At 57.9% G+C, this 26,668-nt stretch carries 21 protein-coding genes and 1 riboswitch; of the genes, 13 read left to right on the top strand and 8 right to left on the bottom strand.

Annotated features, from left to right (window positions below):
• Positions 1-9 precede the first annotated feature (9 nt).
• The 4 genes from ACWXTG_RS09815 to ACWXTG_RS09800 all read right to left on the bottom strand — a co-directional run bounded on the left by ACWXTG_RS09815 (position 10) and on the right by ACWXTG_RS09800 (position 5,780).
• Positions 10-3,186, bottom strand: a complete 3,177-nt coding sequence (locus ACWXTG_RS09815) for an efflux RND transporter permease subunit (RefSeq protein WP_480219760.1) — start codon at positions 3,184-3,186, stop codon at positions 10-12.
• Positions 3,183-4,277, bottom strand: a complete 1,095-nt coding sequence (locus ACWXTG_RS09810) for an efflux RND transporter periplasmic adaptor subunit (protein WP_480219759.1) — start codon at positions 4,275-4,277, stop codon at positions 3,183-3,185. The genes ACWXTG_RS09815 and ACWXTG_RS09810 overlap by 4 nt, the downstream gene beginning before the upstream one ends.
• Positions 4,278-4,285: 8 nt before the next feature.
• Complete coding sequence (locus ACWXTG_RS09805; RefSeq protein ID WP_480219758.1) at positions 4,286-4,930, bottom strand: TetR/AcrR family transcriptional regulator; 645 nt, start codon at positions 4,928-4,930, stop codon at positions 4,286-4,288.
• A gap of 193 nt (positions 4,931-5,123) precedes the next feature.
• Entirely contained in the window at positions 5,124-5,780 is a 657-nt protein-coding gene (locus ACWXTG_RS09800; protein WP_480219757.1) for a protein-L-isoaspartate O-methyltransferase family protein, read from the bottom strand.
• A gap of 170 nt (positions 5,781-5,950) precedes the next feature.
• Positions 5,951-6,061, top strand: a riboswitch (TPP riboswitch).
• 70 nt (positions 6,062-6,131) lie between these two features.
• On the opposite strand from ACWXTG_RS09800, the gene thiC reads away from it, so the two are divergent.
• The gene (thiC, locus tag ACWXTG_RS09795; RefSeq protein ID WP_480219756.1) at positions 6,132-8,018 is read left to right on the top strand and encodes a phosphomethylpyrimidine synthase ThiC; all 1,887 of its coding nucleotides are present in this window, start codon (positions 6,132-6,134) and stop codon (positions 8,016-8,018) included.
• Between the two features lie 59 nt (positions 8,019-8,077).
• Here the strand turns inward: thiC and ACWXTG_RS09790 are convergent, their stop codons facing one another.
• Positions 8,078-8,473 carry a type II toxin-antitoxin system death-on-curing family toxin gene (locus ACWXTG_RS09790; RefSeq protein ID WP_480219755.1) on the bottom strand — a complete coding sequence of 132 codons (396 nt, stop codon included), beginning with the start codon at positions 8,471-8,473 and terminating at the stop codon, positions 8,078-8,080.
• Positions 8,470-8,694 (bottom strand): AbrB/MazE/SpoVT family DNA-binding domain-containing protein, encoded by a 225-nt coding sequence (locus ACWXTG_RS09785; RefSeq protein WP_480219754.1) that lies wholly within the window; start codon positions 8,692-8,694, stop codon positions 8,470-8,472. The genes ACWXTG_RS09790 and ACWXTG_RS09785 overlap by 4 nt, the downstream gene beginning before the upstream one ends.
• A 115-nt stretch (positions 8,695-8,809) precedes the next feature.
• Here ACWXTG_RS09785 and ACWXTG_RS09780 point away from each other — a divergent pair, with 115 nt between their 5' ends.
• The 5 genes from ACWXTG_RS09780 to mutY all read left to right on the top strand — a co-directional run bounded on the left by ACWXTG_RS09780 (position 8,810) and on the right by mutY (position 15,201).
• Complete coding sequence (locus tag ACWXTG_RS09780; protein WP_480219753.1) at positions 8,810-9,994, top strand: pseudouridine synthase; 1,185 nt, start codon at positions 8,810-8,812, stop codon at positions 9,992-9,994.
• 26 nt (positions 9,995-10,020) lie between these two features.
• Complete coding sequence (locus ACWXTG_RS09775) at positions 10,021-10,416, top strand: YidB family protein (RefSeq protein WP_480219752.1); 396 nt, start codon at positions 10,021-10,023, stop codon at positions 10,414-10,416.
• Between the two features lie 95 nt (positions 10,417-10,511).
• On the top strand, positions 10,512-11,321 hold the full coding sequence (locus ACWXTG_RS09770) for an undecaprenyl-diphosphate phosphatase (RefSeq protein ID WP_480219751.1): 810 nt from the start codon (positions 10,512-10,514) through the stop codon (positions 11,319-11,321).
• 84 nt (positions 11,322-11,405) lie between these two features.
• Positions 11,406-14,087, top strand: coding sequence for an AsmA family protein (locus ACWXTG_RS09765; protein ID WP_480219750.1), 2,682 nt, complete (start codon positions 11,406-11,408; stop codon positions 14,085-14,087).
• Position 14,088: 1 nt separating this feature from the next.
• Positions 14,089-15,201: an A/G-specific adenine glycosylase gene (gene mutY / locus ACWXTG_RS09760; RefSeq protein ID WP_480219749.1), complete on the top strand. Its 1,113-nt coding sequence runs from the start codon at positions 14,089-14,091 to the stop codon at positions 15,199-15,201.
• A 100-nt stretch (positions 15,202-15,301) separates the two neighbouring features.
• On the opposite strand, the gene ACWXTG_RS09755 is transcribed toward mutY, so the two are convergent.
• Positions 15,302-16,498, bottom strand: a complete 1,197-nt coding sequence (locus tag ACWXTG_RS09755; protein ID WP_480219748.1) for a PepSY-associated TM helix domain-containing protein — start codon at positions 16,496-16,498, stop codon at positions 15,302-15,304.
• A gap of 235 nt (positions 16,499-16,733) precedes the next feature.
• On the opposite strand from ACWXTG_RS09755, the gene ACWXTG_RS09750 reads away from it, so the two are divergent.
• On the top strand, positions 16,734-18,854 hold the full coding sequence (locus tag ACWXTG_RS09750; protein ID WP_480219747.1) for a TonB-dependent siderophore receptor: 2,121 nt from the start codon (positions 16,734-16,736) through the stop codon (positions 18,852-18,854).
• Between the two features lie 67 nt (positions 18,855-18,921).
• Here ACWXTG_RS09750 and fae read toward each other — a convergent pair whose 3' ends face one another.
• Positions 18,922-19,473, bottom strand: coding sequence for a formaldehyde-activating enzyme (fae, locus tag ACWXTG_RS09745; RefSeq protein WP_309565772.1), 552 nt, complete (start codon positions 19,471-19,473; stop codon positions 18,922-18,924).
• A gap of 340 nt (positions 19,474-19,813) precedes the next feature.
• On the opposite strand from fae, the gene ACWXTG_RS09740 reads away from it, so the two are divergent.
• Genes ACWXTG_RS09740 through ACWXTG_RS09715 form a run of 6 tightly spaced genes read left to right on the top strand, consistent with a single transcriptional unit; the run spans position 19,814 to position 26,661 of the window.
• The gene (locus ACWXTG_RS09740) at positions 19,814-20,239 is read left to right on the top strand and encodes a type IV pilin protein (RefSeq protein ID WP_309565771.1); all 426 of its coding nucleotides are present in this window, start codon (positions 19,814-19,816) and stop codon (positions 20,237-20,239) included.
• A 3-nt stretch (positions 20,240-20,242) separates the two neighbouring features.
• On the top strand, positions 20,243-20,782 hold the full coding sequence (locus tag ACWXTG_RS09735; RefSeq protein WP_309565770.1) for a GspH/FimT family pseudopilin: 540 nt from the start codon (positions 20,243-20,245) through the stop codon (positions 20,780-20,782).
• Positions 20,773-21,225, top strand: coding sequence for a type IV pilus modification PilV family protein (locus tag ACWXTG_RS09730; protein ID WP_480219746.1), 453 nt, complete (start codon positions 20,773-20,775; stop codon positions 21,223-21,225). The genes ACWXTG_RS09735 and ACWXTG_RS09730 overlap by 10 nt, the downstream gene beginning before the upstream one ends.
• Complete coding sequence (locus ACWXTG_RS09725; RefSeq protein WP_480219745.1) at positions 21,222-22,259, top strand: PilW family protein; 1,038 nt, start codon at positions 21,222-21,224, stop codon at positions 22,257-22,259. The genes ACWXTG_RS09730 and ACWXTG_RS09725 overlap by 4 nt, the downstream gene beginning before the upstream one ends.
• On the top strand, positions 22,256-22,864 hold the full coding sequence (locus ACWXTG_RS09720; protein WP_480219744.1) for a pilus assembly PilX family protein: 609 nt from the start codon (positions 22,256-22,258) through the stop codon (positions 22,862-22,864). The genes ACWXTG_RS09725 and ACWXTG_RS09720 overlap by 4 nt, the downstream gene beginning before the upstream one ends.
• A gap of 32 nt (positions 22,865-22,896) precedes the next feature.
• Complete coding sequence (locus ACWXTG_RS09715; RefSeq protein ID WP_480219743.1) at positions 22,897-26,661, top strand: pilus assembly protein; 3,765 nt, start codon at positions 22,897-22,899, stop codon at positions 26,659-26,661.
• Positions 26,662-26,668 lie beyond the last annotated feature (7 nt).

Below are 26,668 nucleotides of genomic sequence, written 5' to 3'. Positions count from 1 at the left end.
AATACCTTGTCAGGGTTGGTCGTCCGGCATTCTAACCCGATACCAGGCGGCATACAGTGCCGGCAGCGACAATATCGTCAACACGGTGGCGACGGTCAACCCGCCCATGATCGCGACCGCCATCGGGCCGAAGAAGGTATTGCGCGTGAGCGGTATCATCGCCAGGATCGCCGCCGCGGCGGTGAGCATGATGGGCCGGAAGCGGCGCACGGCGGATTCGACGATGGCTTCCCATTCGGGCTTGCCTGCGCGTTTGTCCTGCTCGATCTGGTCCACCAGGATCACCGAGTTGCGCATGATCATGCCCGATAGGGCGATGGTGCCCAGCATCGCGACGAAGCCGAAAGGCTTGTTGAAGATGAGCAGGGCGATGGTGACGCCGATCAGCCCGAGCGGCGCGGTCAATACCACGAGGAAAGTGCGGGAGAGGCTTTGCAGTTGCAGCATGAGGATGGTCAGCACGGCAAAGATGAACAGCGGCACGCCCGCCGCCACGGATTGGCCGCCCTTTGCCGACTCTTCCACTGCTCCGCCCGTTTCCAGGCTGTAGCCCAGCGGCAAGTGCCCGCGTAGCTCGACCAGTTGTTTTTCAACCTGGCCGGAGACCACCGGCGCCTGCAGGTCGCCGATCAGGTTGGCGCGTACCGTGATGGTGGGCGTGCGGTTGCGGCGCCAGATCACGGCATCCTCGAAACCCGGGGTGAGAGTCGCCAGTTGCGACAATGGCACGCTGGTGCCGGCGCTGGTGGGCACCATCAGTTCCGGCAGGTGCGAAAGATGGGTGCGTTCCAGCGTGTCGCCGCGCAGCACCAGGTCTATGCGCTCGATGCCTTCGCGGAATTCGGTGACGTAAAGCCCGCGCATGGCGGCATTGAGCAGGTTGGCAATATCGGTGGAGCTGACGCCGAGCAGCCTGGCCTTGGATTGGTCGACTTCTATCTTCATCACCTTGCTGGGCTCTTCCCAATCCAGCTGCACATTGCTGAGGTTGGGGTTGCGGCGCATGATGTCGGCCACCTGGTGGCTGATGTCGCGGATTTTATCCACGTCGGGGCCGGATACGCGGAACTGCACGGGGAAGCCGACCGGCGGCCCGTTCTCCAGGCGCAATACCGAAGCCCGGAGCGCGGGAAAGTCGGTGTCGAACAAATGCAGCAGCTTGCCGCGTAGCGCCTCGCGCTCGGCATTGCCTTCCGTCAGGATGACGAACTGGGCGAAGCTGCGCTGCGACAATTGCTGGTCGAGCGGCAAATAGAAGCGCGGGCTGCCGCTGCCGATATAGGCCACGTAATTCTCTATGCCGGATTGTCCTTGCAGCCATTGTTCCAGCTTTTTCACCTCGGCATCGGTGGCGGCGTAGGATGAGCCTTCCGCCAGGCGCAGGTCGACGATCAGCTCGGGCCTGGTGGAATCCGGGAAGAACTGCTGTTGCACCAGCCCGAAGCCCGCGACCGAGGCAATGAAGAGCAACACCGTGACAATGATGACCATCCATCGGTGGCGCACGCATTGGGTGATGAGGCTGCGCAGGCGCCGGTAGAAGCGAGAATCGTAGATATCGGCGTGCCCGCCCGCGGCCATGTGCTGCAAGTGGCGCTGCCTGCGCTCAGCGAGGCGTCGGCTGATTCTCGGGGCGATGCGTTGCAGCCAGTACGCCATGCGGGACGGTGGCTTGGCCGCCTGCTGCCTGTAGTCGGGTAGCAGGTAGTAGCCGAGATAGGGGACGAAGATCACTGCGGCCACCCAGGAGGCCAGCAAGGCGATTGCCGACACCTGGAAGATGGAGCGCGTGTATTCGCCCGTGGAAGACGCGGCTGTGGCGATCGGCAGGAAGCCGGCCACGGTGACCAGCGTGCCGGTGAGCATGGGGATGGCGGTGGAAGTGAAGGCGAAAGAAGCGGCCTTCATGCGTTCCCAGCCCTGCTCCATTTTTGACGACATCATTTCCACCGCGATAATGGCATCGTCCACCAGCAGCCCCAGGGCGAGGATCAATGCGCCCAGTGAAATCTTGTGCAGGCCCACGCCGAATATCTCCATCAGCAGAAAAGTGATGGCAAGGACGACCGGAATCACGATGGCGACCACGATCCCGGTGCGCAACCCCAGCGACAGCAGGCTGACTCCGAGTACGATGACCAGCGCCTCGACCAGCGAGCGGACGAAGTCATCGACGGAGTGGACGACGGCCCGGGGCTGCGACGAGACGGTATCCAGGCTGAGGCCCACAGGGAGCTGGGCGTCGATGCGCGCGACGGCGTGATCCAGCGAATGGCCGAGCTGGATGATGTCGCCGCCATGGTTCATGGCGACGCCGAGCAGCAGGGTTTCCTTGCCCATGTAGCGCACGCGCGCAGTAGGCGGGTCTTCGAATCCCCTGTAGACCTTGGCGATGTCGCCAAGGCGGAACTCGTTGCCGTTGGCGCGCAGTTTCAACTCGCGCAGGTTGTCCAGCCGGTCGAATCGACCGCTCACCGCAAGCCGGATATGCTCCGGCCCGCTGTCGTAAGCCCCGGCGCTATTGACCTGGTTCTGTTGCTGCAGCGTTTCCAGCAGGGTGCTGGTGCTGATGCCCAGCGTCGCCAGCTTGGCATTGGCCAGCTCGACATAGATGCGCTGCGGTTGCTCGCCGAAAAACTCCACCTTGGCGACATCCTTGATCTTGAGCAACTCGCCGCGGATGGATTCGGCCTGTTCCTTCAGCCTGGCATAGTCGTAGCCTTCCCCGTGCAGGGCGTAGAGGTTGCCGTAGACGTCGCCGAACTCGTCATTGAAGAACGGGCCTTGAATGCCGTCCGGCAACGTATTGCGGATATCGCCGATCTTTTTCCTCGCCTGGTACCAGACATCCGGCACGGCGGATGGCGGCGTGGAGTCCTTGGCCAGGATGAAAATCAGGGATTCCCCAGGGCGTGAGTAACTGCGCAGGATATCGAGGTAGGGCAGCTCCTGCAGCTTCTTTTCGAGTTTGTCGGTGACCTGCTGCTCCACTTCGTGGGTGCTGGCGCCTGGCCACATCGTGCGCACCACCATCACCTTGAAGGTGAAGGGCGGGTCTTCCGACTGCCCGAGCTTGGTATAGGCCAGCATGCCGGCCAGGGTCAGCACCAGCATGAAGTAAAGCACCAGGTTGCGATGCTCCAGCGCCCAGCTCGAGAGGTTGAAGGGCTGGCGCTGGCCGTTCATTGGTTGACCTCGGTTTTGACCGGAGTGACCACTTGCCCTTCGTTGAGGGTATGCACACCCGTGACGACGAGGGTTTCATCGCCCTTGAGCCCGGAAACGATGCTGACTCCCTGTTCGTTATAGCTGCCTATGCCGACCGCCCGCGAATGCACTTGATTGTCCGCCTCTACTACCCAAACCTGCGCCTGGCCATGTTGTTCCGACACGGCGGTGCTGGGCAGCACGAATTCGTGTCGCTCGCTTCCCAGCCGTGCGCCTGCCGTCATGCCGATTTGCACCTTCTCATCGGCATCCAGCAACGATACCTGGGTCTTGAAGGTACGGGTCGCAGGGTCGGCGGCGGGGGCGATTTCCCTGATGCGTCCCTTGTAGACCTGGTCGCGGTTCGACCAGAGGCGGACGACAGCGCTTTCTCCTGCCTTGATGTTTTGCATGCGGGATTCCGGGACGGCGATCTGTATTTCCAGTTCACTAGGCACCGCCACCCTGGCAACCACCTGTCCGGCATTCACTACCTGTCCAGGCTCCGCGTCGATCGCGGTAACGATACCGTCTCTCTCTGCTGCCAGCGTGGTGTATTGAGCCTGGTTGCTTGCAACTTTCACCTGGGCTTGCGCCTGCTGCACCTGGGCCCGGCTCGATTTCAGGCGCGTTTCCACCGAATCCAGCGCTGCTGCGGAAATGAAGCGTTGCTCGAACAGCTGCCGCTGGCGTTTGCTGTCGGCCTCGGCCAGTGCCAGCTGCGCCTCTGCGGAATGCAATGCGGCCTGGGCGGATGCCAGCGACAGCCTGTTGTCCTCCGCATCCAGCCTCGCAAGCACTTGGCCTTTCTTCACTCGGTCGCCGACTTCCACGTGTCGCTGGACGATCTTGCCCGCGATGCGGAAGCCTTGAGCCGACTCATAGCGAGGACGCACTTCGCCGGTCAGCCACTGGCCATGGTCGCTATGCTGCGCGGTATCGAGCCGCATGACGAGGGCGGGCCTCGGCGGCGGCGTTTCAGATGCCGGCTTCTGGCAAGCGACCAATGCCGGGATGGCGAGCGTCATCAGCCATGGGTTAAGCAGTGTTCGGGAAAATGGTAGAGGCATATCGATACCTAGTGCTGGGTGTGGGGCCTTGTGAGGCCTTGAATCATGGCGTTTTGCATGAGGGAAACGCGCTGGCCTATTGGCTGCCAGTTCACCCAGTCGTCTCCCGCCATGCCGATTTCCAGGGCGCATACTCCATGGATGCCGGCCCATAATGTCTGGGCGATCAAGTCCATGTTGACCAGGTCGCCACGGAATGCCTGCTGTTCAAACGCCTGCTGCACCATGGAGCGCAGGTAGGCATAAGCGTCCTGCTCGATATTGCCTTGGCGCAACTTGGATTTTTCCTTGCTGTTGCTCGGCTTGGGCGTCATGAACATGAAGCGGTAATGATTGGGATAGGCCAATGCGAAACGGGAATAGGCGCTGCAGAGTACCTTCAATTGCTCTACTGCGTCGGGCACGGCGTCTGCGTTGATATTGCGCAGGTCGTTCGCCAATATCAGGGAGTCGTGGTCGCACAAAGTTTGCAGCAGGTCGTTCTTGTCCTTGAAATACAAGTATATCGTGGTTGGCGAATAGCCGACCCGTTTGGCGATCTCGCGCATGGAGACTGCCTCCACGCCGTGCTGTACAAACAGGTCGCGCGCGGCATCGAGGATCAGCTTCTGCAGTTGCTGGCGTTCTTCTATGGTTTTGACTCTGGGAGGCATGCGCTGGAACATTGACATCATCGAGGGTGATTATTAAACGATGTTAACTTAACGGTGTCAATTTATAGTTTGAGTGAAAGGAAATTAGAAATAAAAAAAGCTGGTTTTGCTTGGATTGATGCCGACGCAGGCGGAAGGATAATTCCTGGCAGTACAACGAAAAACGGGAGCTTAGCTCCCGTTTAGAACATGGCTAGAAACTGAATTTTTCCGGCTGGGGGGCGTTTTCGAGCTGCGGGAGCGTGGTCTCGAAAATTACGTCCTGCCGTAATCCGTCTTCGCTGATGCGCCGCACGATGGTGGCCTCCATCACCGGCGGTTCGCCGATGACGGCAAACAGCCTGCCGCCGATATGCAGCTGCTTGGTTGCCAGCGACGGCAGCGCCAGCGAGCCGGTGAATACGATCACGTCATAAGGGCCGTTGTCCGGCCATCCGCGCGCGCCGTCGCCTATATGTAGCGTCACGTTGCTGATTTGCTGTTGGAGCAGCCTCGCATGCGCCTGGTGGCTGAGCTCGGCGTTGATCTCGACGCTATGCACCTCTTGTGCAAGGGAGGCGAGCAAGGCGGTGAAGTAGCCGCTGCCGGTGCCGATTTCCAGGACTTTATCGGTCGGCTTGATTTCCAGCGACTGCAGGATGCGGCCTTCCATCTTGGGGGAAAGCATGGTCTGGCCGAAGCCGATGGGGATTTCGATATCGGCAAACGCCAGGCCGCGATATTGCTCGGGGACAAACGCTTCGCGCGGCACGCGGCCCAGAAGGTCGAGCACGGTGCCGTCAAGCACCTCCCAGGGGCGGATCTGCTGCTCTATCATGTTGAAGCGGGCTTGTTCTACATCATGGTGCATCGCAATTGTCCTTATCCATCGCATGGCTATCGGTTTGCCGATTATAGCGCCAGACGGCAGAGTTTCAAGCTGGATCGCGTGACCTGCCAGCTTTAGGCACATGATGCTCTGCATCAACTGTGCATCGTCCACAATAATCTTGATCGAATCAGGGTTTTAACGTACATTCCTTCCATCGCTAGGGGTCTGCCGTTGCACGCTGAGGCATGCAATGGCAGTGAGAATTACCCTTTGAACCTGATGTGGATTATCCCACCGTAGGGAAGCGCAGTTTGGTTTGATGGGGTGGCTTCTATTTTTTTATTCCCCTGTCGGTACTCCAAAAACGCTTCCCGCATTTTGGAGACTTGAATGAACGCCACCGACAAAAACCTGCAGCAGAACTTCCTCAATGCCACCGCCCAGGTCGATCCGGGCGCAACGCAGCCTTTTACCAATTCCCGCAAGATCTATATCGAAGGCTCGCGCCCCGACATCCGCGTTCCTTTCCGCGAGATCAGCCTGTCCGATACGCCATCGGCATTCGGCGCCGAGAAGAACCCGCCGGTGATTGTCTACGACACTTCCGGTCCTTACACTGACCCGGATGTGCAGATCGACATCCGCAACGGTTTGCCGGCCCTGCGCGCTGGCTGGATTGCCGAGCGCGGCGATACCGAGCAACTGGACGGGCCGACTTCCAGCTATGGCCTGGAACGGCTGCACGATCCCAAGCTGGCCGACATGCACTTCAACCTGCATCGCAAACCGTTGCGTGCCAAGGCAGGCAGGAACGTGACGCAGATGCACTATGCGCGCCAAGGCATCATTACTCCGGAGATGGAGTTCATCGCCATCCGCGAGAACCAGCGCCGCGAAGGCATGAGCGAACTGTTGCAGACCCAGCATGCCGGGCAGCATTTCGGCGCTTCCATTCCTGAAATCATCACGCCTGAGTTCGTCCGGGACGAAGTGGCGCGCGGCCGGGCAATCATTCCTGCCAATATCAACCACCCCGAAATCGAGCCGATGATCATCGGCCGCAATTTCCTCGTGAAGATCAATGCCAATATCGGCAATTCCGCCGTCAGCTCAAGCATAGGCGAAGAAGTCGAGAAGATGGTCTGGGGCACCCGCTGGGGCGGCGATACCGTGATGGACCTGTCCACCGGCAAGAACATCCACGAAACGCGCGAGTGGATCATCCGCAATTCGCCCGTGCCGATCGGCACCGTGCCTATCTACCAGGCGCTGGAAAAGGTCAACGGCAAGGCCGAAGACCTGACTTGGGAAATCTTTCGCGATACCTTGATCGAGCAGGCGGAGCAGGGCGTGGATTATTTCACCATCCATGCCGGCGTGCGTTTGCAGTACATTCCGATGACCGCCAGGCGCATGACCGGCATCGTCTCGCGCGGCGGCTCCATCATGGCGAAGTGGTGCCTGGCGCACCATAAGGAGTCTTTCCTCTACGAGCATTTCGAGGAAATTTGCGACATCATGAAGGCCTACGATGTCAGCTTCTCGCTCGGCGACGGCCTGCGTCCCGGCTCGATCTACGATGCCAATGACGAAGCCCAGTTTGCTGAGCTGAGAACCTTGGGTGAATTGACCCGGATCGCCTGGAAGCATGACGTGCAGACCATGATCGAAGGCCCTGGCCACGTACCCATGCACATGATCAAGGAAAACATGGACTTACAGCTGGAGCATTGCGGCGAGGCCCCGTTCTATACTCTGGGACCTTTGACCACCGATATCGCACCCGGCTACGACCACATCACCTCCGGCATCGGCGCCGCGATGATCGGCTGGTACGGTTGCGCGATGCTGTGCTACGTCACGCCGAAGGAGCACCTGGGCCTGCCGGATAAGGAAGACGTGCGCGTCGGCATCGTCACCTACAAGATTGCCGCGCACGCCGCCGACCTGGCCAAAGGCCACCCCGGCGCGCAGATTCGCGACAACGCCCTGTCCAAGGCGCGTTTCGAGTTCCGTTGGGAGGACCAGTTCAACCTCGGCCTCGATCCCGAGAAAGCCAAGGAATTCCACGACGAGACCCTGCCGCAGGAAGGCGCGAAGCAGGCGCATTTCTGCTCCATGTGCGGCCCCCACTTCTGCTCAATGAAGATCACCCAGGACGTACGCGAATACGCCGACAAGCTGGGCGTGGACGAACAGGCGGCGCTGAGCAAGGGCATGCAGGAAAAGGCGATTGAGTTCGTCAAGCGCGGTAGCGAGGTTTACCAGAAGATTTGATGGCACAGGCAGGCTTAAATTGCCATGCATGAGACAACGGCCAGTTTAACTGGCCGCTTTTATGCCAGCGAAGTGCTGTGAAGACGTAACCAGTCTGCAAATGCATTTTCACTGAGATTGCCAGCAGCGACATCCAGCATGACGAATACCTTGTCTGCATCGGTTGCCGTGAGATCAAAACCGTTCAAACGCAAGAATAGTAATGTCGCTACAAAGGCCGTACGCTTATTGCCATCAGCAAAAGGATGATTACGTGCAATGTCATAACCGTAGGCCGCTGCAAGATCGGCGAAATCCGGGTTGTCATAGGCAGCAAGGTGTTCGGGACGAGCCAAGGCAGATTCCAGCAGGCCCTGATCGCGGATACCCCTTAATCCGCCATGTTCAGCCAATTGCTCGTCATGCACGGCAAGGATGATAGGCAAGGGGATCCATACCCAGTCATGCTGGTTCATTTTGCCAGTTCACGCAGGACGGCGCGGTTTTCCTTCATGATCTTGCGTGCAAGTTCCATTTGCTGCTCGAACTCTTCATTGTGTGGGGTAATGCTGAAGCCATCGGGCGTTTCAGTGACGAATAACTCATCGCCTTTTTCCAGCTTAAACTTGCCAAGCAGTTCCTTTGGCAGGATCACGCCCAGCGAATTGCCGATTTGCCTCAGTTTGAGTGTGGACATGGCGATTGCCTCATGAATGTTATAACTTTGGTTATAATACATAAGTTTCCCAGGCGTTCCAATGCATTGGCGCGTCAGTCCTGATTGCGATAGCCTGCTATGCTAAAATCACGCCATGACCACGCTTAAATTGAAACCCGGTGCAGCAACTTCGCCGAAGAATCCTGGCAAGCCGCCGGTACGCAGGGCCGACCCCGCCAAGCGTTCGCGTACGTCGGCGCCGGAATATGTGGCGAAGGCTTCGCCGGCAGCCGTTGCAGAAGCGAAAGAACCGGTAAAAAAAGAGCCAGCAAAACCTGTTTCCGCGACTCGACGAGAAGCAGCAGGGCCTGGTCGTACTGGCAGGAGTAATGCCACTGGTAAATCCCCATCTGCGACAAAACCAGCAGCGCAGCGGCCAGCATCCGCCAGGAAGCCTTACGGCAAGAAAGACGATAATCCTCGCCAGTTTTCTGACCGAGACACACCGCGCCGCGGCGGCAAGCAACGTGACGGATTCGAGCCTGGCGAGTTCAACCAGGACCGGAAGACCAATCCCAAGTTTTCGCCCAAGCCGCTTCCCAGCCAGCCTGAATTGCCCAGGCTTTCAAAGCGTATGGCCGAGCTCGGCCTGTGCTCGCGCCGCGAGGCGGATGAATTCATTGCCAACGGCTGGGTGACGGTGAATGGCGAGGTGGTGGACGTGCTGGGCACGCGCGTATCGCCCGATGCCGAGATCAAGGTCAGCAAGGAAGCGCAGAAACACCAGTCGGAGATTGTCACCATCCTGCTGCACAAGCCCGTGGGCTATGTCTCCGGGCAGGCGGAGGACGGCTATGAGCCTGCGGTGGTGTTGGTGCATCCGGACAACCAGTGGGAGGAAGACCCGACCCAGACGATATTCAAGCGCGGTCATTTACGCGGCTTGGCGCCTGCCGGGCGCCTGGACATCGATTCCACCGGCTTGCTGGTGCTGACCCAGGACGGCCGCGTGGCGCGCCAATTGATCGGCGAGGATTCGACGATCGAGAAGGAATACCTGGTGCGCGTCACCGGGACGCTCAGCGAGGAAGGGCTGAAAAAGCTCAATCACGGCCTAAGCCTGGATGGGGTCAAGCTCAAGCCAGCCAAGGTGTCATGGCAGAACGAGGACCAGTTGCGCTTCGTGCTGCGCGAGGGGCGCAAGCGCCAGATTCGCCGCATGTGCGAACTGGTCGGGCTCACCGTGGTCGGACTCAAGCGCGTGCGTATCGGCAGCGTGGCCCTGGGCAAGCTGCCTGTGGGGACTTGGCGCTATTTGCGGCCTGGCGAGCGCTTCTAGGCAGCTTGCCTTATTGAGGAACATAAATGGGATTGTTTGACAGTATTGCAGGTTCGGTGATGGGCAAGCTCGCTGGTGGCAGCGGCAACCCGATGGTGCAGGCCGGGCTGGAGCTCATGAACAAGTCCGGCGGGCCGCAAGGCGTGCTCGACAAGCTGCGGGCCAATGGCATGGGCGCCGAGGTCGAGTCATGGCTGGGCTCCGGCGGCAACCTGCCATTGAACCTGCAACAGGTATTGCAGGTTTTCGGAAAAGAGTTGATCCAATCGATGGCGGCGCAGTTTTCCCTGCCTGTCGACGATTTCGGCCGCAAGCTGGCGGAATACCTGCCGCAGGCGATCGACAAGCTCAGCCCGGACGGCAAGCTGCCGAGCAGCCAGGCGGAACTGATGGCACGGGCATTTTCCTTGCTTAAGGAATAGCGGTTCCTGCGGAAGCGTCGGGGGGCGGTTCATCGCAGGGTCACAAGCATGCGGCATGATAATGCCGCCAATATCAACAACAAAGACAGCAGGACATGGATATCTTATTACTATTCAAGGCATTTATCCTCGGCGTTATCGAGGGGGCCACCGAATTTCTCCCCATCAGCAGCACGGGCCATCTCATCATCATCGGCGATTTGCTCGATTTCAACGACGACAAGGGCAAGGTGTTCGAGATCGTCATCCAGCTGGGCGCCATCCTCGCCGTATGCTGGGAATACCGCAGCCGCCTGACCTCGGTGGCGACCACCTTGCATACCAATACGTCGCAGCGTTTTATTCTCAACCTGTTCGTCGCATTCCTGCCTGCGGCCATCCTAGGCCTGCTGCTGCACGGCTTCATCAAGGAGCACCTGTTCTCCTCGATTACCGTGGCGTGCGCCCTGATCATCGGCGGTTTTGCCATCCTGTTGGTGGAAAATCTCTATTCGCACGACAAGGCCCCTGCCGCCAAGGCATCGAACCTCAACGAGATTACGCCATGGCAGGCGCTCAAGGTCGGTTGCGCGCAATCGCTGGCGATCATGCCCGGCGTGTCGCGTTCCGGCGCCACCATCCTTGGCGGCATGATCTTCGGCCTCAACCGCAAGACGGCAACCGAGTTCTCCTTCTTCCTGGCAATCCCGGTGATGCTGGCGGCGACGGTCTATGATGTCTACAAGAATCGCGAACTGTTTGTCGCAGAAGACCTGGCGATGTTCGCCGTCGGTTTCATCACAGCCTTCCTCGCAGCGTTGGTGGCGATCAAGACCTTGATCCGTTACGTGGCCAATCACGATTTCAAGGGGTTTGCCTATTACCGCATCGTGCTCGGCATCATCGTGCTGGCTTATTACTGGTAATCGCCCGCATCCGTATCGCTGCCGGTCAGGCGCCGGCAGTGATACACTCATCCTCTTCGCGCGCAATCGAAACAGGATAGGTTAATGAATAAAATCCTTAAGTATTCCTTGTTTGGCCTCGGCGGAATCGTTCTGGTGCTGGTCATCATCGTGGCGGTGTTCGCCGCCACCTTCAACCCGAACGATTACAAACCCATGATCGTGAAACTGGTGCAGGACAAGAAGCAGCGCACCCTCAATATCGAAGGCGACATCAAGTTGGCGTTCTGGCCCAAGCTGGGTGCGGACCTGGGCAGGATTTCCCTGTCAGAGCACAACAGCGACAAGGAGTTTGCCGCCGTCGAGGGCCTCAAGGTTTCCGTGGCGTTGATCCCGTTATTGAGGAAAGAGCTGGTGGTCGATGCGGTCTATGTGGACGGCGCGCGTGCCAATATCGTGCGCCACCAGGACGGCAGCACCAATTTCGACGATTTGCTGAGCGAGGACAAGGACGAGCCTTCGCAGGAAATCAATTTTGATATTTCCAGCATCAACGTCAGCAATTCCGCCGTGAGCTTCCATGACGAGGCCGCGGACAGCACCTATGCCGTCAAGCAGTTCAACCTCAAGACCGGGCGCGTTGCGCTTGCCACGCCATTCGACCTTGCCAGCGATTTCGAAGTGAGCGCCAGCGCGCCCAAGGTGGAGGCCAAGGTCAAACTGCAAGGCAACTTCATGGCCGATGTCGAGAACCAGCATTTTGCCGCGCAAAAGCTGGATGCCGTGATCAAGGGCAATATCGCGGATGTGCAGGATGCGGACATCCGCCTGACAGGCGATGTGGATGCGCGCCCTGAAAACATGGAATTCCTCGTGAACGGTCTCAAACTCGCGTTTTCCGGCCAGCTTGCCGATGCCAAGCTGGTGGCGGATTTCGCTGCGCCCAAGTTGGTAGTGCGTCAGGATGAAGTGTCTGGCGACAAGGCCGAACTGGCCTTCAGCCAGGAAAAAGCAGGCGACAGCATCAAGGCCCAACTGGTGTTGGCGGACATCAAGGGTTCGCCAAGGGAGCTGCAAAGCAGCGGCGTCAATGGCGAGTTCAGCCTCAAGCAAACCGACCGCAGCGTGGAAAGCAAGTTCTCATCGCCATTCAAGGGCAACCTGGAAGATTTGGTGTTCGAGCTGCCCAAGCTGGCAGGCAAGATAGACATCAAGGACAAGGCCTTGCCGAAAGGCGTTGCCCAGGGCGAGTTCGCCTTCAAGCTGCTGGCTGACGTCAAGCAGGAAAAGGTAGACAGCGATTTCAGCCTGGATGTCGAGGACACCAAACTTAAGGGCGACGTGGTCGTGGTCGGCTTTGCCAGGCCCGATGTCCGCTTCAACCTCAGCGGCGACAAACTGGACTTGAACAAACTGCTGGGCAATAACGCGGCCAGTACAAAGCCGGCGCAGAAAACCGCAAGCAAGCCGGCAGCCGAGCCGTCCGCGCCAGATCTTTCCGCATTGAAAGACCTGCTGTTGCAGGGCAATGTGAACATCGGCAGCATCGTCTACGAGAAATTCCGCCTGGCCGGGCTCAAGCTCGGCATCAAGGCCGACGGCAAGGCGCTTAATGTCAGCCCGTTCAACGTGAGGCTCGACGAAACCACGATCAACGGCAAGTTCGGCATTAGCCGGTTCGAGCGGCCGATCTACCATTTCGACGTCGATATCGACAAGCTGGATGCGGACCGCTATATCACCGATTCCGAAGCGAAGCCTGCGAAACCGGCGCCAGCCACGGCCAGCAAGCCGCAGGAAGACGCCCCCATAGACCTGAGCGCGTTGCGGCAATTGAATGCGGACGGCGAGCTGCGCATCGGCTCGCTCAAGGTGGCCAACGTCAAAAGCACCAATGTGCGCATCAAGCTAAAGGCGGACTCGGGGGTGGCCGAACTCGCCCCTTTTTCCGCTAACCTCTACGAGGGCTCCATGAACGGCGCCCTGACGGTCGACGCCCGCAGCACGCCGAATATCGCCATCAAGCAGGACATGAAGAGCATCGCGATCGGCCCCTTGCTGACAGACGCCATCAACAACGACATGCTCAACGGCAAAGGCAGCCTGAACCTGGACATCACCACCAGTGGCGATACCGTGAATTCCCTCAAGAAAGGGCTGAACGGCAAGGCTGCGCTCAACCTCAAGGACGGCGCGGTCAAGGGCATCGATATCGCCGGGACGCTGCGCGGAGCCAAGGACAAGCTCAATGCGCTCAAGGGCAGCACCAGCGTCGCGGGCGACAAGAGCAAGCAGACGGATTTCAGTGAGATGTCCGCCAGCTTCAATATTCAGAACGGCGTGGCGCACAACGACGACCTCGACATGAAGGCGCCCTTGTTCCGCATCGCGGGCAACGGCAGCGTCGACATTGTCAACGAAACCCTGGATTACCTTGCCAAGCCTACTGTCGTCGCCTCCCTCAAGGGCCAGGGCGGGGCCGGCCTGCAGGAGCTCAACGGCCTCACCGTGCCGGTCAAGCTCACCGGGACCTTCACTAAGCCGGCCTACGCCATCGACTTTGCCGGACTGGCTGCTGCCGTGGCCAAGAACAAGTTGTTGGAAGGCGCCGGCGGCGCCAAGGGCGAGGCGGTCAAGAACCTGTTGGAAGGCAACCGTGAAGAAGCGGTGAAATCCCTGCTCAACAAGAAAAGCGACAACAGCAAGGACGAAGCCGGCAGCGATGCCCCGCCTGCCTCCTCCGAAGACAAGGTCAAGCAGAAACTCCAGAACCTGTTTGGCCGTTGAAATGAACATCGCTGAGATGACCTTGCCGCAATACACTCCCATCTCCGACAGGCTGATAGCCTGGCAGAAACAGCACGGCCGCCACGACCTGCCCTGGCAGAATACTCACGACCCTTATGCCATCTGGGTATCCGAGATCATGCTGCAACAGACGCAAGTGGCGGCGGTGATCGGCTACTACCAGAAGTTCATGCGGCGTTTCCCAAGCATTGCCAGCCTTGCGGCAGCTAGCCAGGATGACGTCATGCAGCATTGGAGCGGCTTGGGCTATTATTCGCGCGCGCGCAACCTGCACAAGGCGGCGCAGCAGGTGGTGAGCCTGCATGCGGGCGAATTTCCGCGCGACTTCGATGCCATCCAGGCCTTGCCGGGAATTGGCCGCTCCACGGCGGCCGCCATCTCTTCGTTCGCATTCGGGCTGCCGCAGCCGATCATGGACGGCAACGTAAAACGCGTATTTGCGCGGTATTTCCTGGTCGAGGGCTGGCCGGGCCTGCCCAGCGTTGAGAAAAAGCTGTGGCAGATCGCGGAAGCAATGCAGCCCCAGGCGGAAATGGGCACTTATGCGCAGGCCTTGATGGACCTGGGAGCCACGGTTTGCGTCCGCAGCCGTCCGCGTTGCGCCAATTGCCCATTGCAGGAAGATTGCGGCGCGCTGCTGGCGGAGCGCGTTGGCGAACTGCCTGCTTCCAAGCCGCGCAAGACCATCCCGGAGAAAGCCGTGCAGATGCTGGTGATGACGCATGAAGGCCGCGTCTTGCTGCAGAAACGCCCGGATAGCGGTATCTGGGGCGGGCTATGGAGCCTGCCTGAACTGGAGATCGGCCAGGACGGACGGGCATGGGGGAGGCAGGTATTCGGAGTGGAGGGAGCTGCGCCGGTTTCGCTTGTGCAGCTGACCCATGTATTCACGCATTTCAAGTTGCACATCACCGCCAACCATATGCCCGTGGATGCCTTGCCTTTGCAGGCGCGGGAGCCGGGCCTGCAGTGGATTGCGCTGGATGAGGCGATCGACGCCGCGCTGCCGGTGCCGGTGCGCAAGATACTGCAGGCCTTGGCTGCGCAGCAACAGGTTGCAAGCTCGGGCCAGCGGCAACTGGCGTTGGTTTGATGTAGAGCCGCTAATCCTTCTGTCGTTGTTGCCCTGCCTTACCGTGTTGTTTGTATTGTCTACGGAAGCCTGGCCAGAGTCGCTGTGCTTAATGCGGAGTCTAGGCGGCTCTCCTGGCCCGCAGGTCCAGCCGTCGCGATTGCCGCTTGCGCAGCCAGATGATGATGCCTGTCACGCTCAGCATGGCGACAACCGCGCCCATGACAGAAATCAGGATGCGCCCCGGCAATCCCAGGATACGTCCGGAGTGCAGCGGAAACTGGGCTTGCATGAAGATGTCCCCTGCGCTGCCTGTGCCGGGAATGCTTTCTCCGGCCATGCTGCCGTCCTTGCCGTCGAAATAGAGCCAGGGATTGCCCAGGCCGCCGTCGCCATGGTCGTTGCCGGCCTCGAAGAATCCCACGCCATAGAGCCCGAACGCGGGCGAGTAGAACACGGCGCCAGCCGGTGCCGTCCAACCGCGTTTGCGGGCCTCTGCACGCGCAATCTCCAGGACTTGCTCGCGCCGGATGCCCGGCAGCAACGGTTCGTCCTCGGGCTGCGGCATGCGGGATGCGAACGGGCTGGGGCTGAGGCTGGAGAAGGTTTCCACCAACGGCCGCATGACCTGGAAATTCAGGTTCATGGAGACGGAGGTAACGGCTAGCATGAGCAACAGCAGCCATACCCAGACGCCGCCGGAGCGGTGCAGGTCGAAATTGAGCTTGTAGCCGCCCTGCTTCCAGCGAAAGGCGAACGATTTGCGCCAGGACTTGAAGTTGGGAAACGATATCCACAGCGCGATCAGGTTGTCGAACACCCAGATGATGGCGATGATGCCCATGAACAGCACCCCGAGTTCCAAGCCCCAGGCGTCGGGGATATGCATGCTGTAGTGCAGCTTGTAGAGAAACGGCAGCAGGTTCTCGCGCGTCAGCGACACGGCGCCCCATTCGCGCTGGCCCTGGATTTCGCCATTGCCCGGGTTGAGGGCCACCTGGTTGTAACCCAGCGGCTTGGCTTTTCCAGTCGCCGCATCCGGTGTGGCGCTGACGCTCATGCCCAGCGTATGGCCCGGCTCTATGGCAAGCGGCAGATACGTTACCATCAATTGCGGGCGCTCCTGTTCCAACTGGTTGGCAAGTGCCAGCGGGGATTGCGCGGTTCCTTCGCCGGATGCGTGGAACAATGCGGGGTTCAGCCACTCGTCCAGCTCGTGGTCCCACGAGATCACGGCGCCGGTCAGCCCGGCGATGAAGAGGAACACGGCCATGGCGAGGCCGAACCAACGATGGATGACAACCAAGTATTTACGCATTGAAAAGCAATAATGGGTGGAGGTAAAAGTCGATATTTTATATAATAGATAATGAGTTTTATTAAAAATAATCAAGCACAACAGTAATTTTGTGCATCTTGTAGGCCGGAATTTCGACTGGCTGCATCAGTATCACCATATCCGATCGGGGAATTTGCACCGCTGGGCAATTCCCTGTCCCACGCCTTGCGTTCGCAGGCTTGCCCGGCATTGCTGAATTCAATGCGGGAGCATCATGAAACCCAAATCTACACATTACAGTATGTGCGGGTGGCTGGTCAGCCTTGCCATCATGCAGGCACACGCTGCCGAGGAGAAATTGCCGGAAGTGCAGGTGAGCAGCCACTTGGAAAAGGAAACCCCCACAAGCGCCGTACGCGGCTATACCGCCAAGCGAAGCGCGACGGCGACCAAGACGGACACCAGCATCCTGGAGACGCCGCAATCCGTCTCCGTGATCACGGCAGACCAGATTGAAGACCAGCGCGCGCAATCGATACAGGAAGTCCTGCGCTACACTGCCGGGGTCGTGTCCGACCAGTACGGGCTGGATTCGAGGTCGGATTCCTATGCCATCCGCGGCATGGATGCCACGCAGTACCTGAATGGCCTGCGCCAGATCAACACCTTCTACTCCGAGACCGTACGTCCCGACCCTTATGCCATGGAGCGCGTCGAGGTGTTGCGGGGGCCTTCTTCCATGCTGTACGGGGCGGGCGGCGTCGGCGGCGTGGTCAACCTGGTGTCCAAGCGCCCGCAGACGGAAACCAAGCGCGAAATGAGCGTCCTGCTCGGCAATTACCAGCGCAAGCAATTGCAGGCCGATTTCACGGGGCCGGTCGCGGACAGCGACAGTTTGTTCTACCGCTTGGTATTGTTGGGACGCGATAGCGAGAGCCAGGTCAAGCATGCGGGGGACGAGCGCACCCTGATTGCGCCTTCGCTGACCTGGAAGCCGAACGATCGCACCAGCGTTACCTTGCTGGCCCAGTATCAGCGCAATGACGGGCGGCCTACGCCGCAATTCCTGCCTTGGTCCGGCGTGCTGCGTCCCAACCCGAACGGCAAGATTCCGTTCGACACCTATCTCGGCGATCCCGGCTTCGACCGCTACGTCTCCGAATCCACCCATCTGGGCTGGACACTCGAGCATGCGTTCAGCGACCACCTGAAGTTCAGGCAAAACGCCCGCTACACCAGCAGCACGAACGATTACCGCAGCCTCTACCCCGACAGTTTCAGCGCCAACCCTTATATCGATGCCAACCAGCGCGTGCTGAACCGGTACGTGGATGTTTCCGAGACGAATTCCAAGACCGTCAATCTCGACAATCACCTGGAAGCCAGCTTCAATACCGGCAATTTTTCGCATACCTTGCTGCTGGGCTTGGATTACGGACGTTTCCGCCAAGCCAAGAATGCCGGTTTTTCCCTCAATCCCAATAACTCGATCGATGTCTACGACCCGACTTATACCCCTGTAGATACGTCCGGCCTAGTATTGACACCTTCATTCTCGCGCCTGACCCAGGCCGGCGTCTACGTGCAGGACCAAGTGCGCTACAAGCAATGGGTGCTGACGGCCGGCATACGCCGCGACGAGGCCAAGAATGAGGTCCAAGGGGCTGAAACCAAGCGGGATTACGCCACCACGGAACGCTACGGCCTGACCTATGTGGCCGAGAATGGCTGGGCGCCTTATGTCAGCTATGCCGAATCCTTCCTGCCTGTTGCCGGAACAGACCGCTTGGGCGGCCTATTCGAGGCTCAGCGCGGCAAGCAATGGGAGCTGGGAGTGAAGTACGAGCCGCCAGGTTCGCGCACGCGCCTGACTGCGGCAGTGTTCGATATACGCGACCAGAACCGCCAGACGCCCGATCCCGTCAACCCCAACTATTCAGTCCAGAGAGGCGAAATTCATACAAGAGGCCTCGAATTGGAAGCGACCAGCTCTTTGACCAACCACCTGAGCCTGATTGCGAGCTACAGCTACCTGGATGCGCGTTACAACAAGACCAACAACCCGGCCGAGCGAGACAACCAGGTCGAGACCATTCCCAAGCACCTGGCTTCTGCATGGGCGGTGCAGCGTTTTGCGCTGGGCGACCTGCACGGGTTCCGCGCCGGGCTCGGCGTGCGCTACATCGGCAGCAGCCAGGATGCCAACGAGCAGGTCAAGGCGCCCGACGTCACCCTGGTCGATGCCATGCTCGGGCTGGATTACGGGTCGTGGCGCTATGCGCTCAATGCCAGCAACCTGTTCGATAAGGAGTATGTATCCACTTGCATCTCGCGGGGCGATTGCTGGCTGGGGCCGCGCAGGCAAGTGATTGCCAGCGCCACCTATTATTGGTAAGCGCTTGCTTTTGATGATGAGGCAATAAAAAAGCCCGCTCAGCGGGCTTTTTAGAATGAAGCCAGGCTTAGATATCGCCCCAGCTTTCCTCCCACATGCAGTGCTTGATCTTGTGGCGGTTGGCGATCAGTTCGTCGATGGTAGGCTCATCGTTCAGGGCGCGCTTGATCGCGAGCTTGGTGGCTTCGTAGTTGTTCTTGTACATGTCGGCCTTGTCCAGCTTGCCTTCCTTCGCCAGCGGGCCGCAGCCTGGATCGATCCAGACCAGGCTGATGATGGCCAAGTCGTTGACCTGGTCCTTGGGGATGATGCCTTCGATCACACAGTCGAGGATCGCATCGGCGGTAGCGGCCTGCACTACGCCGCCGAACAGTTCGATGTTGATGGAATCCTTCAACGTCACCTTAGGCACCATCATGGTGGCGGGACGTACCAGCTGGTTGATGTCGCGTACGGCGAACATGGCGGAATGGCCCTTGGTCTGCGCCATCAGGTTGGCAAACGCCTGGCCGACTGGGCCGTCAACAGCGCCGATCACAATCTCCGGCATGGCCGCGGTGACGTCCTTGCCTTCGCTGAAAATAGTGGCTTCACCAGCCTTGAAAACGATTTTTGACATCTGGGTATCCTTAAGGGAGAGATAATGAACGAAACGCCATATTTTACCCAAGCGGCAGGGGTGGGGCAAACTTCCGGCATGTTCAGCCCCTTGCTAAAGTTTGCTAAAGGCGTCTGACAAAACTCAGTGAAGCCATCCTGGCTGGGCGGCTGTGCCGGCAAACTAAAAGTGTCGGGACAAGGACGCCAGGAAAGTTTTTGGCAGCCGCTCTAAATGGCTAAATTCAGCTGAGCTGTGATCGTTATACCGTTTATCGGTGCAGCGCTTCCGTTTGTCGGAAGAATTGGCAAACGAGCGGGCTTGCACTGCATGATGCATTCTGGGCAAAAAAGGAGTTCTGATGAAACCTGGGCAAAAGGGCTTTACCTTGATCGAACTGATGATTGTGGTGGCCATTATCGCCATTCTGGCATCCATCGCCGTGCCTTCCTATTCGCGCTACGTGGCGCGTGCCAAGGTGGCCGAGGCCATCTCGCAATTGTCCGATATCCGCAACCGCATGGAGCGCAACTACCAGGATAAGCGCCGTTACAGCTGCGAGGATGTCGTCATGCCAGCCGCCCCTGCGGTGCAGTATTTTACTTACGCATGCGGCACGCCCAACGGAGACCAGACCTTCCTCATCACGGCTACTGGCGTGGCGGCGCAAGGCATGACCGGTTACGAATTCACCATCAACCAGGATAATGCACGCCGGACGACGGCGTTTCCCGATGCCACGGTGCCGGCGAATTGCTGGATCACCAAGCACGGCGGGAGCTGCTGAGGCATGAAGCAACGCGGTTTTACATTGGTGGAGTTGATCGTGACCTTGACGGTATTGACGATTCTATTGGCGGTGGCCGTCCCCAGCTTCCGGGAAATGTTGCTGAACTTCCAGATACGCTCCGCTGCGGAAGGCTTGAATACAGGCTTGCAACTCGCGCGGGCCGAGGCTATCCGCCGCAACGTCAATGTCGTGTTCACCTTGAGCGGCAATGCCACCTGGACGATCGGCTGCCAGGTGGTGGTGGCCGATGCCGACAACGATGGCGTGGAGGATTGCCCCGAAGTCATCCAGAGCAAGGAAAGCACTGAAGGCGCGGTCAACGTCAATGTCGAAGTGGTGCCGGCAGGCGCCACCAGCGTGACCTTCAACGGGCTGGGCCGGGTCACGTTCAACAATGACGGCAGCAACGTCATGCGCCAGGTGGATATTGCCGCGAACGAAGGCAACGGCCGCAACCTGCGCATCCTGATCCGGGGCGGCAGCGTACATTTCTGCGACCCTGGCATTTCGACAGTCGGAGACCCACGCGTATGCGCCTAAGGTCAGTTCATCAAAAGCTGCGCGCTGCCCAGGGCGGCTCCATCCTGCTGGAGGGGCTGATCGCGATCCTGGTGTTTTCCATGGGCATATTGGCGATCATCGGCTTGCAGGCCGCTTCCATGAGGACCGTATCCGACGCGCAATACCGCTTGGAGGCAAGCTACCTTGCCAATCGTCTGGTTGCCAGCATCTGGACGGCCGGGCCATCCCAGATCGCGAACTATGGCTTGCCCGGAGGCAGCTCAGAAACGCTGGCGGAGTGGCTAACCGACGTGAAGAAGCGTTTGCCTGGTGCCGACACCAAAGCGCCCACGGTCGTGATCGCGGGAGACGCGACCGCAGGCTACACCGCGACAGTGACCGTATTCTGGCAGCCGCCTTCAGAAACCGAGCCGCATAGCCATACCACCGTGGCCTATATCAATAACAACCCAACGCCATGAAGACGAGCGCAATCCTGAAGCATCATGCCGGGTACAGCCTGGTGGAAATCATGGTCGGCATGACCATCGGCCTGCTGGGCCTGCTGGTGATCGCGCAGGTGTTGTCCGTATCGCAGGACAGCAACCGCACGACCAACAGCGGCGGCACAGCCCAACAGAATGGCGCGTTGGCCCTGTTGGCGATCGAGCGCGACATCCGCCAATCCGGCTACGGCATGAACGTATCGCAGAACCTGGGTTGCCAGGTGGCTGGCGTCGATAGCACCACAGGGCGGGATGTGCGTTTCCTGTTTACCCCGACGGTGATTACCCAGGGACTGGCCACGGCTCCGGATGAGATCCAGTTGACCTACAGCAATGCCAGCATGGTGACCAGTCCGTCTGCGCTCATGAAAGACTCAGCGGCTACCGGCACCAGTACGGTATACACGGTCACCAATCGTTTCGGCTTCACCGTCGGCGATGTGGTCGTCGTGGCAGCGCCTGGCCTGGATTGCGATTTGGCCCAGATTACGGCTACGCCCGCCAACCCTTACCAGAACGACATCCAGGTCGCTGCCACGGCGCGTTATCGCGGTAGCCAGGTGTTCAGTTCCGGTGCGCAGGTCTACAACATGGGCAGGAACCCGGTCAGCAACCGGTATTCCATCGTGGATGGCGGATTGCAGGTATTTTCCGAGCTCACTGGCGAGGCGGAGCTGGTGGCGGATGGTATCGTCGATCTGCAGGCCGATTACGGCCTCAACCTGGATGGCGATACGGAAAACACCGTGGACGAGTATCGCGCATCACCGGATTTGGATAGCAGTGGCGTGGTCAGCTGGGATGAATGGGAGAAAGTCATCGCCATCCGTGTCGGGCTGGTGAGCCGCAGCAGCAAAAAGGAAACAAGCGCAGTCACGACGGAAGTGCCAAGCTGGGCAGGCGGCACATTCAGCAACGTGTCCAACCTGGCGGATTGGCAGCAGTATCGCTACCGGGTATTTGAAACCACAGTGGTGATCCGCAACATCTTATGGAAACCTCCTTCATGAAGACGCGCTTGCAAACCAGTTCGAGCTTCATGCGCCAGCAGGGCGTCGTGCTCATGGTGGCGCTGATCGTGCTTATCGCCATGACGCTGGCAGGTTTGGCCTTATGGCGCGCCGTGGATTCCGGCAACGTTATCGCCGGCAATCTTGCCTTCAAGCAATCAGCCACCATGTCGGCTGACCGCGGTTTGCAAGCGGCGCTGGTTTGGCTGGATAACAACCGCAATGCGTTGAATGACAACAATACCTCCCACGGCTATATCGCCAACACCCTCACCACGGAACCTGACTGGTATGGCAATGCGGTTTGGAGCAATGCCGTGGACCTGGGTACCGATGCAGCAGGCAACCGCGTGCAGTACCTGATCCACCGGCTCTGCCGTACCACGGGCGCTTATAACGGCGAGGACGGCACAGGCCAGGCCAATTCCTGCTCTACCTCTTTATCAAAGGCGCCAGTTACCAATGCCACGCTGGGCAGCAGCCTGCAGATCGGCGCGGCCGTTTACCAGTCCAACCCGTCCGTGTACTACCGCATCACGGCCCGCGTGCTCGGGCCAAGGAACACCGTCAGCATCGTGCAGGCCACGGTCATGGTACCGGTATAGATAGAACCCCAGCATTTCCAGGGAGCAAGACAATGCAGCAACAAAAAAATCAAAAAGGATTATGGTGGCAGGCTCTGCTGATTGCGGCGGTGCTAATGACGAATACCTGGTTTGCCCAGGCTGCAGTTACAGATATTTCCAGCAATCCTCTATCTACAGCTTCAGGGACGGTAGTGCGTCCCAACGTGATGTTTGTATTGGATGATTCGGGGAGCATGAACTTCAATTTTATGCCGGATTTTCTTGGATACGGCAATTATCGAGCAGGTAAATGCAAGGCAAGTAATGGCAATATGAGTGCGTCATGTGCAGGTACTTCACAAAGTGGTCAAAGTAAACCAACTGCAGGTGGTGATCCTCCAGTCTACAGTCCTTTGGTTAATGCGATTTATTACAACCCTGCTATCAGTTACACGCCGCCAATAAATCCTTGTGATATATCACAAACATTGCCAACCATGAATGGTACTAATACCAATGGATGGCAGTCTGTAAGAGTGGTTGGGCATCAACTTGACGATAACTGTGCTCAGAACTCAGGTGTTGCCAATATTCTCACGCAATATCCTGAGCGTATATATTGCAGAAACTCAAGTTCCTCTGATTGTAAGCGTAATGGCCTTGATACTGTGACAAATTCCACAGTTGCAGGTTATGACTGGCCTGGTGGTTCATATACATCAGCCAGAAACTATTCTAGTAATCCTCATTATTTCTTGATTCGGCCTAAAGAGTATTGTCAGGACGTTAATCTTACCGATTGTCAATCGGCGTCATCTCAAACATATGCAAGGCCTGCATATGTTAGATATTGTAAAACTGCAGATGATGCGGATAGTGCTTCTGTTGTTAGCGGAACTGATGCACGTTGCCAAGCTAAGCATGATAGTGATCATCGTCATGCACGGTATGGAGATTTTGTACGGATTGATATCACCTCGGGAAAAACATTTACGAAATATGCAGATCGTATAGATTGTGCTGGTGCTTCATGTAGCTATGCCGAGGAAATGACTAACTTTGCTAACTGGTACGCTTATTACCGTACCCGATCTTTTGCAATGAAAAGCGCAGCAGGGCAGGCATTTGCAACAATTGATAATAATTATCGCGTGGGGTTCGTCACAATTAATCCTGGGTCGCCAGTAAGCGCTAATAAATATTTAAAGATTGATACATTCGAGTCTGCTCATAAAGCAAACTGGTATAAGAAGTTTTATTCTTCAGAAGCTTCAGGAGGAACGCCTCTCAGAGAAGCACTATCCCGTGTAGGTCGCCATTTTGCAGGAGTAACTACTGGAATCAATGCGGGAATGAAAGATGATCCTGTGCAATTTGCTTGCCAACAGAACTTTACTATCTTGACCACGGATGGTTACTGGAATGGCAATAAGGGAATGACGAAAGATGGTGGTGAGATCGGGACTCAGGATAGTACAGACGGAGGGTACTCTAGGCGAGCCGATGGAGCATATGACGGAAACCCAACGACGATTGTAAATAAAAAAACAGTTTCATTGGCCGCTGAAACACTTGCTGATGTCGCCATGTATTACTACCAGACTGATTTGAGGGAGGACATGGAAAACAAAGTGCCAACGACGAGTAAAGATAGGATTTCGGCACAGCATATGAACACCTTTACACTTGGCCTCGGGCTTGATGGCATAATGAATTATCGGTCTGATTATGAGATCGTCAATGAAGGCGATTTTGCAATGATCAAGCAAGGCGCTAGTGATTGTCATTGGGCTTTAGGAGAGGTTTGTAACTGGCCTATTCCTGCGGCTGACTCTCCTAGTGCTCTGGACGATCTCTGGCACGCCGCAGTCAACGGCCGTGGCTTGTATTTCAGCGCTAAACAGCCAAAAGAGCTGATTTCTGGCTTACGCAGCGCCTTGGCGGGTGTATCAGATAGAACCGGTGCAGCCGCCGCATCTGCAACCAGTAGCCCCAATATTACCCAAACCGATAACTATATCTTCAGCTCCACTTACCGTAGCGTGCACTGGGACGGCGATGTGCAGGCGCAGACGATCAACCCGGCCGATGGAACCGTAAGCGAAGCGCATGTATGGAGCGCGCAGGCTCAGTTGAGCGGCGGACGGAGCATTTTCAAGTTTAACCGTGATACCAAAGCAATCGAGCCGTTTGCCTGGGACAACCTGAGCACTGAGGAAAAAGCCTATTTCAATAACAAGTGCGAACTGCTCTCGCAATGCAATGGTTTCAATGCAGATCTCAAAGAGATTGCAAATTCGGGCGAGAACCTGCTGAATTACCTGCGGGGGCAGTCTGTCAATAGCGGCGAAGTGAGCCAGACGGACAAGGCATACCGTTTGCGCACGCACTTGCTGGGGGATATCGTGAATTCGGCGCCCGCATACGTGAAGCAGCCGCGATTCAATTTCATTGACAACGTGGCGCCTAATTATCAGACCTTCAAGAATGATCATGCCGATCGCCATGGCATGCTGTATGTCGGCGGCAATGACGGCATGCTGCACGCGTTCAACACCACCAACGGCAATGAGAGCTGGGCCTATGTGCCGCAGTCCGTCATGCCGAACTTGTACAAGCTGGCGGACAAGAACTATGGCGCCAATCACCAGTTCCTGGTGGATGGGTCGCCCCAGGTCATGGATGTTTACGATGCCGCTACTTCGGCCTGGCGCACGATTCTTGTCGGCGGGCTGAATGCTGGCGGGCGCGGATATTATGCTCTGGATGTGACCGATGAAGACAATCCGAAGGCGTTGTGGGAATTCTGCCATACCAACAGCTATTGCAACCGTTGGGATGAGGACCTGGGCCTGACATACGGCAATCCCATCATTACCAAGCTGCCCGAGGGGAATGCTCGTCCCGGCCGCTGGGTGGTGATTTTCACGTCGGGCTACAACAATGTCTCGCCAGGCAACGGCCAAGGGTATTTGTATATCGTCGATGCCATTACAGGCGAATTGCTTGATAAAGTCGGCACAGGTGTAGGGACGGCGGAAAGCCCGAGCGGTTTCGCCAAACTGGCCAGCAGTTCGGGCATCAACGGCAATGCCGATATCAATGCAACCTCCGTAGCGGTATATGGAGGCGATCTGGAAGGGAATTTATGGAAGGTGAATCTTGAGGCAACTTCTTTACAAGCTGTCCGGATGGCCAAGCTGACTGATCCCAATGGCTTGGGACAGCCCATTACTACAAGGCCGGAAATCGGTAAACTGCCCAAAGTGGCGGAGCCAGTGATTTTTGTGGCAACAGGCCGTTATTTGGGGCTGAGCGATGTGACGAATACCCAGGTGCAATCTGTCTATGCAATCCGTGACAATGGCGTAAGTTATAACGGGCGTGCTTTGACGCCAAGGACGATTACCCATGGCGATACGACCTCTTCGATTGCAGGCAGCGATCTGGATTGGGCGGGCGGGGGCTGGTATGTCGATTTGCCCGAATCGCGCGAGCGGGTGAATCTTGATCCCCAGTTGGCGTTAGGCACGCTGACGGTCAACAGCAATACGCCGCAGATCGACAACGTGAATTCAGACGGTTGCTCACTGGGCGGGACAACCCGGGTTTACCAGTTTGATTACAGGACGGGCTTGATGGTGCCCGGCGCGACGCATTTCGGTCAGAAGCTTGCAACGGGGTTGTCTGTGGGGATGGTGATTGTCCGGTTGCCGAACGGACAGCTCAAGGCCATCATTACCGACGCGCAAGGCCGGAAGACCACTATAGGCATTGATACGGCTGCATCTGATAGCGTGTCAAGACGTACAGGCTGGCGTGAGCTGACCAAATAGCGAGTGA

It is taken from the genome of Methylobacillus sp. DLP286, assembly GCF_056636515.1.
Note: the sequence above shows the minus strand (reverse complement) of the source record. Positions and strands in the feature narration are given on the sequence as shown.

Coding starts and splice junctions, on each gene's coding strand:
- ACWXTG_RS09815 (WP_480219760.1), bottom strand. CDS start 3,186: ATGAACGGCCAGCGCCAGCCCTTCAACCTCTCGAGCTGGGCGCTGGAG.
- ACWXTG_RS09810 (WP_480219759.1), bottom strand. CDS start 4,277: ATGCCTCTACCATTTTCCCGAACACTGCTTAACCCATGGCTGATGACG.
- ACWXTG_RS09805 (WP_480219758.1), bottom strand. CDS start 4,930: ATGCCTCCCAGAGTCAAAACCATAGAAGAACGCCAGCAACTGCAGAAG.
- ACWXTG_RS09800 (WP_480219757.1), bottom strand. CDS start 5,780: ATGCACCATGATGTAGAACAAGCCCGCTTCAACATGATAGAGCAGCAG.
- thiC (WP_480219756.1), top strand. CDS start 6,132: ATGAACGCCACCGACAAAAACCTGCAGCAGAACTTCCTCAATGCCACC.
- ACWXTG_RS09790 (WP_480219755.1), bottom strand. CDS start 8,473: ATGAACCAGCATGACTGGGTATGGATCCCCTTGCCTATCATCCTTGCC.
- ACWXTG_RS09785 (WP_480219754.1), bottom strand. CDS start 8,694: ATGTCCACACTCAAACTGAGGCAAATCGGCAATTCGCTGGGCGTGATC.
- ACWXTG_RS09780 (WP_480219753.1), top strand. CDS start 8,810: ATGACCACGCTTAAATTGAAACCCGGTGCAGCAACTTCGCCGAAGAAT.
- ACWXTG_RS09775 (WP_480219752.1), top strand. CDS start 10,021: ATGGGATTGTTTGACAGTATTGCAGGTTCGGTGATGGGCAAGCTCGCT.
- ACWXTG_RS09770 (WP_480219751.1), top strand. CDS start 10,512: ATGGATATCTTATTACTATTCAAGGCATTTATCCTCGGCGTTATCGAG.
- ACWXTG_RS09765 (WP_480219750.1), top strand. CDS start 11,406: ATGAATAAAATCCTTAAGTATTCCTTGTTTGGCCTCGGCGGAATCGTT.
- mutY (WP_480219749.1), top strand. CDS start 14,089: ATGAACATCGCTGAGATGACCTTGCCGCAATACACTCCCATCTCCGAC.
- ACWXTG_RS09755 (WP_480219748.1), bottom strand. CDS start 16,498: ATGCGTAAATACTTGGTTGTCATCCATCGTTGGTTCGGCCTCGCCATG.
- ACWXTG_RS09750 (WP_480219747.1), top strand. CDS start 16,734: ATGAAACCCAAATCTACACATTACAGTATGTGCGGGTGGCTGGTCAGC.
- fae (WP_309565772.1), bottom strand. CDS start 19,473: ATGTCAAAAATCGTTTTCAAGGCTGGTGAAGCCACTATTTTCAGCGAA.
- ACWXTG_RS09740 (WP_309565771.1), top strand. CDS start 19,814: ATGAAACCTGGGCAAAAGGGCTTTACCTTGATCGAACTGATGATTGTG.
- ACWXTG_RS09735 (WP_309565770.1), top strand. CDS start 20,243: ATGAAGCAACGCGGTTTTACATTGGTGGAGTTGATCGTGACCTTGACG.
- ACWXTG_RS09730 (WP_480219746.1), top strand. CDS start 20,773: ATGCGCCTAAGGTCAGTTCATCAAAAGCTGCGCGCTGCCCAGGGCGGC.
- ACWXTG_RS09725 (WP_480219745.1), top strand. CDS start 21,222: ATGAAGACGAGCGCAATCCTGAAGCATCATGCCGGGTACAGCCTGGTG.
- ACWXTG_RS09720 (WP_480219744.1), top strand. CDS start 22,256: ATGAAGACGCGCTTGCAAACCAGTTCGAGCTTCATGCGCCAGCAGGGC.
- ACWXTG_RS09715 (WP_480219743.1), top strand. CDS start 22,897: ATGCAGCAACAAAAAAATCAAAAAGGATTATGGTGGCAGGCTCTGCTG.